This window comes from Bacillus sp. FJAT-29814 (genome assembly GCF_001510715.1).
In the GTDB taxonomy this organism is placed as follows: domain Bacteria; phylum Bacillota; class Bacilli; order Bacillales; family Cytobacillaceae; genus Neobacillus.
Genome location: NZ_LMTJ01000006.1, coordinates 433,009 through 445,417, shown reverse-complemented (window position 1 = coordinate 445,417; position 12,409 = coordinate 433,009). Strand labels below are relative to the sequence as shown.

The 12,409-nt window shown below is 44.3% G+C and carries 6 protein-coding genes; all 6 read right to left on the bottom strand.

What is annotated here, in order from left to right:
- Positions 1–402 precede the first annotated feature (402 nt).
- Positions 403–3,231: a hypothetical protein gene (locus AR334_RS18930; RefSeq protein ID WP_066315334.1), complete on the bottom strand. Its 2,829-nt coding sequence runs from the start codon at positions 3,229–3,231 to the stop codon at positions 403–405.
- Positions 3,228–4,496: a hypothetical protein gene (locus tag AR334_RS18925; RefSeq protein WP_066315330.1), complete on the bottom strand. Its 1,269-nt coding sequence runs from the start codon at positions 4,494–4,496 to the stop codon at positions 3,228–3,230. Before AR334_RS18925 ends, AR334_RS18930 begins: the two co-directional genes overlap by 4 nt.
- A gap of 14 nt (positions 4,497–4,510) precedes the next feature.
- A complete protein-coding gene (locus tag AR334_RS18920) occupies positions 4,511–5,149 on the bottom strand; it encodes a hypothetical protein (RefSeq protein ID WP_066315327.1) in 639 nt (212 codons plus the stop codon).
- Between the two features lie 56 nt (positions 5,150–5,205).
- Positions 5,206–6,483, bottom strand: coding sequence for a VWA domain-containing protein (locus AR334_RS18915; RefSeq protein WP_066315319.1), 1,278 nt, complete (start codon positions 6,481–6,483; stop codon positions 5,206–5,208).
- A 15-nt stretch (positions 6,484–6,498) separates the two neighbouring features.
- The gene (locus AR334_RS18910; protein WP_066315317.1) at positions 6,499–8,856 is read right to left on the bottom strand and encodes a hypothetical protein; all 2,358 of its coding nucleotides are present in this window, start codon (positions 8,854–8,856) and stop codon (positions 6,499–6,501) included.
- Positions 8,857–8,956: 100 nt separating this feature from the next.
- Positions 8,957–12,349, bottom strand: a complete 3,393-nt coding sequence (locus AR334_RS18905) for a tubulin-like doman-containing protein (protein WP_066315315.1) — start codon at positions 12,347–12,349, stop codon at positions 8,957–8,959.
- Between the last annotated feature and the right edge of the window lie 60 nt (positions 12,350–12,409).

Sequence of the window (12,409 nt, the reverse complement as noted above, 5' to 3'; positions counted from 1 at the left end):
GATTTTCTTGGTCGAAAAAAACATTTTAACACGGATCATGATTGATGACCTTTCTTTTTACACAATTATATAGACTTAATCCCAATAAGGTCAATTGGCTACCGAAACCGATGAACAAAACCAAAAAGGGTAGCCAAAAAGGTTCATTGGCTCCCGAAATCGATGTGCAAATCCAAAAAGTGGAGCCAATAGGGTCTATTGGCTCCCAAAAATCGATGAACAAACCCAAAAAAGGTAGCCAATAAGGTCCATTGGCTCCCGTAACCGATGAACAAATCCAAACTTGGTAGCCAATAAGGTTCATTGGCTCCCGAAATCAACCAGCAAATCCAAATAAGGTAGCCAATGTTTATTGCTACATAAAAAGCATTCCAAAATAGGAATGCTTTTCAGAAATGCTTACTAATTATTGGTTTCTTCCGCCGGGAAAGGATATACATGCGTTTCGGGTTTTTCACCGTTTTGTATGATTAGCGAATTCCCTTGGAGCTTCACATCTGCTGAGCTCTGTTTAAAGGAGAGTAATTCAAGCGGATGATTGCCTTCTTTAATAGGTGCTTGGAACCGATAAATCCAAATATAGGACCCTTCTGACCCGCCAGTTGCTGTGATGACCAACTCATCCGTTTTATCCTCATCAAAATCATACGGTGCAGCATAAATGGAAAATCCTTTCTTTAAAGCGTCATTCTGCTCAAAAGGACTAGTTACTGATTGAACATTTAATGAAAGTTTGTGTGGGTTCCCCTTATCATCTATTAATGCGCCCCTTGGTTGTTTTGGGCCAAACGTGAACTGGTACTGCTGATCTGGATACCTTAACTCAATGGTTTGGTCACCGTCCACCCCGGGAGTCCATTTTTTAAAGATTTCGGAATTTAGTCCGAAAACAGCCGGTTCGGTTGGGGCTGGTTTTTCCTGCTTGTTCTCCTCCGCCGCCTTACCACCAGTTTTCACAACCTTAGGCTTCTCATCCTTATTTAATAAATAGTCGAGGCCGAACCAGGTAGCACTGCCCACACCGCCAAGAATCACCAATGCGATGCCCAGTTTGATACCATGCTGCTTTAAAAATTTCACAACTGGATTGGCAGTTTCCCATTCTACTTTCTTTATAACGCTTCTTAAACTTTTAATTTGCTTCAGTTCATTCCGATACTCTTTCTTTTTCCAAATCGATTTTTCATTATTAACTAGATAGTTTACTAAAGTACGCTGGAATAATTGCTGGTTCATCCCGGATGGTCTTGAATTCGTTCTAATAAAGGACAACATCGCTTTGTCATCACCGTATTGAACAAGATGCCTGAAAAGCCCCCCATAATCAACCTCATCGAACTCTGACTGGTAGGCCATGGTTAGCAGCGACAAATGTTCAGTCGTGATTTTGGTCCGCAGCAGCCTTTGGACAATTTCCCTTACCTGTTCACGTTCACCTCGTTTTAAAGCTTTAAGATTGACAAGTTCAGCCTGGGACGGATTACTCAACAATTGGTACAGAACATCGGTGATCCGAAAACGATCCTTTGCTGGTCCTTCCTTCATATCCTTGAAGGATATATTCGTAAAAATCCTCCCGAACGCCATAATATCTTGGGTAGAAAGCGCGTCGGGACGGATGCTGTTAAGCAAAACGATCATAGCCTTGACTAACATCGTTTGCTTAATACTGGCTAATTCCGGCTCCTGAACGCTAAAAGAAAAATCCTTAACTGCTTCAACAGCCTTAAACGGATTTCGGTCATGCTTAATCGATGCTTCCAATTTTTCAATAGCCACGAACTTGAATTTCTCAATATCAAGTAGATATGGCGCTGCCAGCAGCACTTTTATTTCATTGAGGATTTCTTCAACCCGGTTCAAAGGCTGAAAACGCTCCTCGAGATATTGTCCAAGCAGTGATTCATATTCGTGACGTTCCTTAATGAATAATACAATTGCCCGATGAGAAGGCTTGTCCTGCTCCAGCAATTTCCACAGCTTTTGGAATAACGGAGTCGTCTGATGTGCAGAAAGCGTCCGCAGTACAAAGGACAATGGTTCCTCATGCCGGACGATTTTGTTAATCTCCAATACCGAGTGCACATAATCCACGGCAATGGCTGGGTCTGTTGCTGCTTTTTCCTCTGAAATGAGTTTTAAAAATAACGCAACCAAATCAGGTTTGTTCTCATGATTTACGCGCAGAAACTTCTCAAGCCCGTACAAAAAGCCGATCTTATTTCGCTGAAAAATGGATGAGTCACTGCCAACCAGTGTTAAATACAGGTCGGTTAATTGATAATAGCTTGATAGCTCAAGCTTTTGCTCGTCAGGCAGTCCTGATAAAGCGGCTTCGGCAAAGGTCATGAAATGATCAATTCGTTCGGAATGGGCAAATGCCTCCATTGCCAAATCCAAATACTCGTGTTTCTGGCCCTCAATCTCAACCCCGGAAATTCGGCCGGCAGCAAAATCGAAAATGAATTGCTTTTCGATGGAGCGGTCGGCATAGTTTAGTGTCCCGGGCTCAAAGAACATCACATGGATGTAATTCTTCGTTTCCGGCTCGCTCGTGAACGTCATTGCCCCTAATTTACGCCTGTGGGCATAAGGCAAATAAACATAGATCAATTCTAAAAGCTGAAGCGCATCCTTCGAATAGTCCTCGAGCGGTACTGGTAAAGAAACAAACACCTTTTTCTTGCCCGCAATGGAGGTCATCACCGCGAAAAGGAGCTGTTTGAACTGGGCATCGGAAATCCCTAATCTGCCAAGCAGCACGTCTTTCAGAGCAAGAATGTCGCGCTGACCATGGCTAATTGCATTTTTTTCAGGAATAACCTTTCCAAGTTCCACGTCATAGGAAGTGGCAAATTCGGTTATTTGAAAAAGGTTAGTCGAGTTCTTTAGCCATTCCTCTTTCATACTCGCGGGAATGACATAGTTATGCATAAAATATGTACTGCGCTCCCCGGTGAAATCTGCTGGTACATACACAGCTTGTCCAATGACAAGGTCACCCGTTTCCGGCTGGAATAGGGTGACCGCCTCCGGGTAAAGGGAGGCATCTCTTTGTTTGCTTGCCAATAAAGACTTTGGTGAGGAATATAAGCAAAAGGGATGAAGATACTTTTTTACAAACGATTTATCAAGCCCTTCGGAAATGGCAATTGTATCATAGCCGTCGGAGGTGCTGAAGATCCCGCCCCGCTCTCGGGTATAGAGCTGCTGTTGAATGTTCCCACTCATTGCTCATGTCTCCCTTCGATAAATCCAAGCTTGTAGAGAAGCCAAACAAATGGTTCGTCGACGCGGACCGGGCTGATGATCCCGTTCACCTGCTGGTCGACTGGGTTGCTTCCGAGCGCGGACACGGCAAAATAGGAAGTGTCCCTGAAATACACATCAACAGCATCGACGAACGGGGTGTCTACCTTTGCAAGGAATCTTCGAATTTCCCCGTTGATATTGCCAAATTCATCAAGGTTAAGGAAGCCCCGGTGTGTCACATTACGGAACACATTGCTGTTGGATCGGATATATTCGCCATCCTCGGAACTTAACGCTGATAGTAAATCGCTCTTTGTTAAAACGATGGCCGTTGGGATATCGGTTTTGCTGTTTTCCTGATGGGCGATGAAATCCTCGAACAAGGACACGACAACCTCCCGCGGCTCATCTGCCAAACCCACGATTTTCCCTGGATTTTCGCCCATTTGGTGTAGCAATTTTTCGCGAATCGCGCGGATCTGCATCGGGTCAACCAAGAACAAAATGCCGGCCGAGTTTTTAATGTGCGATGCATGCAACTGCAAATAGTCTTTTTGGGTCATGCCCTCACCGGCGACATCAAAGAATACGAGTGTTAGTGGCGCCCTATCTTCATCCTTAAACACAAATTGAAAAATAAACGGCTCCTGACGTTTGGTTGTTTCGGTAGCTTTGAACAGCATCCCATTTTCAAATAAAGGAATTTCATATTCATCCCTGAATCGTCTGCTAATCGAATTATTCAGCGGAATACAGGCGGCGTTAAAATTGCTCGCCGTTACACGCTGCAGCGTATGAATTAACGAGGTAATATAAACCGATTTTCCGACAGAAGTGGCACCGACAACCGAAATGATGTTACTCGGGTATTTACCGGCGGTGATCGGCAGCTCGTTATGACAGCTCGGGCAAAGCCGGTTCTTGGTCACCTCGGAATATTTGTCCGATACTCCCATCAGTACATTGTTCGTGTAAATCTTGTTTTCCTGCGGAATGGTCGTCGGGTTGATGACCGCCTCGAGTTCATCAATCGGGGCAAGCCCAAATTTGGCCCGGTATTTATTTAACACTTCATCCTCTTGAAGTGCTAAGGCCTCATCATCATCACGGTGGTGGGACGCGCGGAAAACGACGTCCTCATGGTGAAATTTTGAAAAACAGTAAGGACAAACAATATCATAGTATGGCAGTTTGATTGTTTCTGCTGGTTTTGCTCCAAACATTTTCTTTAGTAGTCCGAACATCTCAAGGTCTCTCCTTATTTTGGAATCAGCTCAAAGCTCTGGGCTGATTGTTTGCCATTGCTAAAAAAGATTCGAATGTATTCATCTTTATCAATCTCTATTTCGGGCTGCTCATTTTCCCCTGATGCAAAATCCCGGATAAACGGGAATTGGGTTCCATCTTCAATCGAAGTCGGTGTGCTGCCGCGCTTTTTTACATAAACCAACAGTTCCTTCTCAAGCGGAATCTCTGTCATAATCGACATTTTCACCATTTTCTTTGAATTGAACCATCTATTTTTATAATCAATCGAAAAATAAATCTTGGCCTTGGCCCCTGTTACATACATGAGATTGTGGTCGTTTTCCTGGGCAAAAACGATTAGTTTCCCATCACGTTTTTGGCAGGGGAAGATGCGGTATGCATATTGGCCAATCGCATCGACTCTGCCTATATATCCTTGGTTGGCCTTATATTCCTCCCGTGTGTAGAGTCGCAAATCAGCCTTCTGCAGTTCGCTTAGCGGCTTTTGCTTTTCAGCCAACGTTTTGTAAATATAAACAAAATCTATTTCATTTGGCCAAAACCATGATAAATGAAGCTCTGAATCTCTTACTGTTTTTTTTATATCTTTTATTTCATAGCTATAAGATGGTATCGATTCCCAGTTCACCAGCTTTTCACCCACAATCTTGAATTCTAGTTGGTTATAAAGGGCGAGAGGCCCCGTTAAAATCCTTTATTGAGCGGATCTCGTCTTTTGGACGAACCGCCAAGCGAAACATCGGATCTGCCGGAACGATGCGGGACCCCGCCTGAAAATTTTTCACGAATCGGAATTAACAAAGTACCGAGCCCTGTTGCTGCGGTTAACAGAATATCGGCAGTAAGCCGGTAATAGAACCCGGATAGGGCAGCGGAATCCTGCAAGCTAAGCTCAAGCACGAGTCCGGCCACTAATCCCATAATCAAGCCGGTAATCGAATAGCTTTTTGCCAGAAAACTGTTGTCAAACACGATTCCAAGCGCTAAGCCAAACAGTCCTCCGATGAAGGTAACAAGCACAACCCGGAGGATGGAAAGCCAGAGGCTCGTTTTGAACACACCGTGCCGCTCCGCAACAAGCAAACGGTCTTGATTTTCCAGATATATTTTTTCATAGATATTTTTTAACTGTGAGGCGTTTTTGACATCATAAAAAGAACCGCCGGTATTAGACGCAATCAATTTAAGCAGCTGGGCGCCGCTCCTGTCAATCTGGCTCATCCCGATGGTATGGATGGCAATATCCTTGCTTTGATAGGGCTCTAGCACTGCGTTTAGGTCAAGCTCACTATACCCGTCTGAAAACAGGATCACCATCGGTTTGCGGCCTGCCTGTTGATTGGCATCCATCTCCTGCATCGCGATATCCAAGGCATTGCCGATATCGGTGTCCCCGTTATAGTCAAGACTATTGACTGCGGCAATACCATCCGCTTTCTCCGTTTTGTCATTTACGTTAAACATCGGCTTTGTCACAAAGGCTTGGTCATTAAAGGAAATAATCGCGGCCCGATTGGTTGGTTTCATGGTGGAAATCAACTCGCCGGCTGCCTTTAAGCTTTCATGTTTAGGATCCGTTTCATTCATACTGCCCGAAATATCCAACACGACGACAAGATCGTCCGGTGGTTTGATATTTGAAAAATTAACAGAATATAAGAATTGAAACAAAAGACCTGCGGCAAACAGCATGACCAGTGTAGAAGGGATTAGCACCTTCCATGACAGCCCGGTATATTCCCGGCGCCAGCCTTGGCCGTTAATGACCGGCGAGATGATTTCCGCCAGCAGGCAGAAGAGTCCCGCGAGAAAGGCCAACTGGCCAAAATAGACACCAATCAACAGTAGGTTGGGCCAGATCCCATAATAGGACTCTAGTAACCATTCACCGAGCAGGGCCCCAATAACGCCGGCAATGATGCTGAAAATAAAGAAAAGTATACTAAATTTACGGACAGGCATGATTTTTTGGTCTCCTTACTGTGTAGTGTGGGTTTCCATGGCTTCCGCATGGAACTCATAACCATTCTCGGAGTAGGTCTTGTAGTACCGTTCACCATGTTGGTAATACATTAGGTCTTTTAGTTTAAATCCGCCCATCAGTGTTAATTTTTCAACCCCGCTGGAATCCTTCTCATGGGCACAGCCAACTTTGAAATGGCGTGTTTCTTGTTCCTTTTCCAAGGCAAAATTCATAAACTTGCTGTAAAAATCGCCGAAGAAGTATTTTTCTTCATAACGGTGTTCCTGTGAATAGTGGAACACCTCGATCTGGATGGCCGAGTTCTCATATAGACGCTGGTACAATTGCTTAAATAAATCGTCCTTTGTCAGGATCTCTTGATTAGCATAATCGGAGGCGACATTCGCCCTTTCCAGCAGTTCATCCTCAAAGCTGCGGTGAAATTCAGGTTGGGTTAATACTTCGAGGTTACAAATAGAAAGCAATTTTTCTAACAGCGCGTTGGCACCGCCTTCCAAAACGCTGAGCAGGTTGCCAAAAAACCGCTCATTGGAAAGGATAGTAGAACCGCGTTGGTCTCTCAGCTTTCCAGTTATTGTTTTAATAATGCCGGCATAGTACTCGGCGATATTTTTATCCAAATAATCGTCTGTATCATATAGACTCTCGGCCGCCGCTTGTTTCAGCTGTGATTCTACCTGATCGATAAGCTCGATTTTTCTTCGGAGGGAGAGATGTGTTTGCTGCAGCACCTCTAGGTATTGCAAGAGGATGGCCTGCTTGATTTCCAACCTCAACAGCTGATGCTTTGCACCATAAACCGCTTCAAAAAAGTATTGTAAAAAGCTGGCCAAATTTTTCTTATCCGAAAAAGGCAGCAAGCTCTTCTTAAAGTCACAATGATCGACCATTTGTTGATAGTATTGCTCGAGCCTCGCTTCGACCTCCAAGCGTTCACTTTTCGTTTCACGCAGCATTCGGCCGATTTCATTCATTACACTGATCCCAAGGCCAGAAGATTCTGAAGTCCATAAATAGGCGCAGTGCAGGCCGTATTTTTCATTGTTAATGATGTTTTCATCGAGGCAGCGCTCAATATGCTGCTTCAAATTTAATTTCTGTAGATGCTCGCGGACAGGCTCTTCAAAGTTAACGGCAAAGAATCGCTGTGTAACGCCTTCATATAAATGCGACTCTGCATCGCGAACCGACATTTTTTTTATCGCCTGATAGGAATGAGTGACACCCATTAATCCATTCATATCACCAAGCTTATCGCTCGATGGAAGGAGGTTTTGGTACTGTTTTTGAAAATGGGATTCCGACAGTTCCAATAAGTTGAGAACGGTGTCAGGCTTTTCATCACTTGCTTCCGTTAAGGTACGTAAATATTCCTGGAAAAAGTAACTTGCCGCATGAAGGGCAATCGCTTTATTGGGTCGGGTGACCTTGGCAAACCCTGCTGAAGCATACACCGGGTCGGCAGAATTTCCCCTAATCCCATTTCTAAAATCCTGATGGTTATAGCTGTCCATCTTTTCATGGTAATCGGTAATCATTTTCCGGTTTTTTAACAGATTTAAATTACTAATAATTTCGTAGTTTAGCTGGGAGGCTTCACTAGAAATTAACCCGGCCTCATTCTTATCGCTCAATAGGTAGACCATATCAAAGAGCGGCGAAGGGGGGTGAATCACCGGCAGGCGCAGATGATCTTCCGTCAACTGCATATTCTTTTCAAACGAATAGTGGCTGCTTTGGAAATAATCCAATTCCTTTAAAAAGCTCATCCCGAGTGAGGTAGAGAAGGCAAAATTATTTTCGTCCTGCCGTTCCTTCAGCAAACCGTATAAATCGACCTCGACGTTTTTAAAGGATTCCTGAAGAATGCTTTTTAACAGCAGGGTTATTTCCTGAATTAGGATATTGGCCGGGTCGCTGATCGCGGTTACGACACAGAGATTGATCTTGATCAACGAGGAATAAACCTTGCCATATTCAGCAATTTTCACTGAAAGCTTGCGGAAGGCTTTGTTAAGTTCAATCAGTTTATCATCGTCATTTGTAAACGCTTCGTACATGTTTTTGCGAATCGTTTGGCGTTCAAACCCTTTTCCCGGCACTTGAATGGATAACACGTTTTCGTGGGTGATGGTGTCTGTTTGATAGGCATGGAAATATAACACACCTGAGCTGTTATGCCACTTTTCTTGATTAATTTGCATAATCGATGTCATGGCATCTTTGACCTGGTCACCCAAGAACAGGAAGACGACCGGATGGTTGACACTTCGCTGTTCATTTTCCTCCAGTGTCATTTTTTCCAGCTCATTCGAAAATGTAATGGCGTATTTCTGTAAAAGTTCCTTCAAGGCTGTTTTCCTCCCTGTAGAAAAAACACGGTTTAAAAAAATTGGTCACGTGATAAGAGGCGGCCACAAGCAGATTCTGCATGTGGCCTAGTCATTTTAATTAAGATTTCAATTGTCTCAGCATCTCGTTGACTTTGATCATCATATCCTTATAGAATCCGTAGAGTTCTTCACCATTGGCGAGATCCTGCCAGTCATAGTCGAGAGCTTCCTTTTCCTTGGCATAGGTGGCAGCCATTTCTTCCAATGCGGCGATTAGCTCCGTCGCATTTTCCTGGTTAATCATCTCGTTGCTGCGCTGCTCTGATTTCTTCTCCAGCTGATCCTTCTTCTTTTGATTTAAGCCTTTGAACGCATTAAATAGTTCAAATTCGACAAACTTGGTCGTCTTCATCAAGTTTATAAACGGCTCCCAAGCGTCTTCCTCAATCTCTTTATCATATACATAAAGAGCTCCGCGCTTCTTAATCGTTTTCGTATAAATCGCCTGAATGTATTGATTCAAGGCAGCCTCGCGTTCATCCTGGGAGGCCATGTATTGTTGTATATCTTCCATCTTTTCTTTGATCAGGCTGTATTTTTTAACCTCTAGCTTTACTTTCTCAATCAGCTTTGGAGAGCGGATGAAGTTTTCCTTGGCAACTTCCAGGTTGGTGCTGCCGAAAATATCGCTTGCGCCATCTGCTTCCATGCCGCCATTCAACATGTCTTTCAGCTGACGGTATAGCTGCTTCAAGCTTCCAGGGCTTGCTTTGTCGATGTTCTTTGGATCAACCTCGTATTGGGCGAATAATTCGTCCATATTAAATTCCTTTGTAAAATGGCATTGATAGCGGGCACTCGTGCCTTGATCGGAATCCTTCTCGCTAATGACTTTGAATTGCATCGCCTGGTCAAACAAAGCGCGAATCCCGGCATTGTATTTATGCAGACGTTCGTTTCGGTACGTATCTCCCCATGATTTTTCCGGAACCGGAGACGGAAGGAAGGCCCAGTTTTCGTTTGCATTTTGCACAAGGTGCCGGCCAACGCCCTCTTTTTCCAAAATCGTCTTTTCGTACGATGCTTCATAAAGTGAAAGCGGTGAGTAGGAATACAATGGAATTCCGTTTTTGGTATTTAACCAGAAAATCCGGTTTTTCAGCTCACTTTCTTTAATCGTAAACTTGGACCCGCTGATCGAGTGCCTTTGGTAGCTCTTGAGTCCGGCAAGGATATTCGGCGCCTTAACCGGGACGGAGACAAAGCCCCACTCTGGGAAGTGGAGTGAGCCGTGACTGTCAGCAAGGTGGAATACCGGCAAGGCATCATGATCAAGGCGGCCGGCAATCTTTTCATCGATAATCCGGTCGATTGGCATATCTTCGCCAAACTTAAGCCGCAGGAAGTCCTCCATTGATTTCGTAATCAAGCCGCCGAACTGGTCGCTCAGGAATTCAGAAACGCTGCCGACGATATCGACATCGTCCTCGTTGATCCAGTTTGCTGATTTTTCAAGCAGCATTTGCGCCCAATCCTGGATGAGCAATTCGCCATCTTTGGAATCAAACATGCTCTGGATTTCTTTGGCGACATCCGGAACATTCACCAATTGCCAATAATAGGTGACGTTATTTTGCTCGCGCACCTCGGTACCATTAACCAGGATATTGGCATTCTGTTTAAAAATAGTCCGCAGTGCGTCAAGGATTTCCTTGTAGACCACATAAATTTTGCTGTTCAAGTTATTAAGCTGCTGGTACAAATCCTCATAAAACTGGATCATTTCTTCAATGCGTTCTTTTTCAACCCGTTTATCGAATTCGTCAAGCTTTGCCCCAATGTAGGCATTCTTTTTCTTATCCTTTGAAATAAACGCGCTTCTGGCATCCTCAAGCTTATTGTACGCAAATTCCTGCTCGGATTGGATGGCTGCCGGCAGCTGTTCAAGACGGGCTTCTAAGTTATGAATATAGGTTTTTATATTCGCCAATAAGCAGGCCTGGTCCTTAAAATAAATTAAGCGAGACGAGTAGATCGGCCCCTTATCCCCCTGCAAGAACATTTTCTCCATTTGCCTGCGGAACTCTTCGATCATCTGGCCAGGCAGCTGGTTCGTACAGCGACGATATTGTTCCTTCGCTCTGAGCAGGTATTCTCGGTTTAATTCTTCGTCAATATTGGTGACAGATGTTTTTATCACGTTATTATACGAGAATCGCTCGCTATTTTCGTAGCCTGATAGAGGCTCGGGCACCCTTTCATTATAGCGCTGGTGCAGGGATTCAGGATCAATCCGCAGCCGTTGGGCAAATTGGTCAACATCGGTTTGCGAAGGCCGTGTCTCAAACATGTTATCCATTTTTTCAAACAGCTTGTAGCCAAGGTAAGTCGTCATTTCCTCAAGCGGGATTTCCGCCATCGACGCCCCGATAATATTGTATTGATAGTTGGCCGGGTATGGCTTATGCATGCTGGCAATATTGGCATGAATATTGCTGATATAGTCATGAATCGCAAACTCATCACCAGAGCCTTTATCTTCACTGGCCATAAAGTTGGTAATATTCTCTGCCGTGACATTCATGCAGTAATCATAAGCATTTTCAAGCCATTTTCCCTCGAGGTTGGTCCCCGAGATTAAATGGCAGAGATTGAATGGCGGCAGCTGTGAGTTTACTGACAGCATCGTGCCATATTTCTGAATGAAGCGTTCCTTTCGTTCATCACAGTTCATCCAGTAGTCCAATTCTTTTAAGGCTGCATAACCATTTTTCTCGATATATTCGGCCGTGTGGTAGCTGATGCCCTTCTTGGACAGGTTCACGTCAGGTGTGAACAGGTAGCCAAGAATATTGACTCTGTCGGCACCTTTAGAACCGAATTTTTTATCCATGATGCCTCTGACGATATAGGCAATATCAAGGAAACAGCCGCTTCCTGTTCCGCCGGACAGTCCGGTGAGGAGGAAGACGTACAATTTCTTGCCTGACCCCTCAAGGACGGCATTAATTTTATTTTCAATTGTTTTGACAACTTGATTAATTTTAGTAAACATCAATAGCCGGCCCGCCTGTCGTATCCCAGAGGCGCCGCTGATACCGTCAGTTATTGACAATTCCGGTGACAGCCATTCCTTTATGTAAGGCTCCATCGTGCTGCGGTTTGACAGCACGCTGCCAATCTCGGGATTCGATAACAGGACGAATTCTTTATTTGGATCGAGACGAATCCCGTTGTAATTTTTATTGCGGTCATGCTCGTTCGTTTCAAACGCCAAAAACTCAATATTATTTGGTTTTTCCTTTTTCTTTTTGGATAATGGATCTTCAGGCAGTTTGAACCTGCGGTTAACCTGGTACTTCAAACGCAGCAGGGCGTCAATGCCTGTGCCGCCAAGCCCAATGACAAGCATCGGGTTATCAATTGTGTCAACGCGGATTTTCTCGGAGATAATCCCTCCGCCTCTTGCGACATCCAGTTGTTCAATATGCTCTTTCACACTTGCTTTCATGCAATCTTTTCCTCCCTGGCTGAAAAAAGTAACTATATTTTAAAGACGAAAAATAACTTA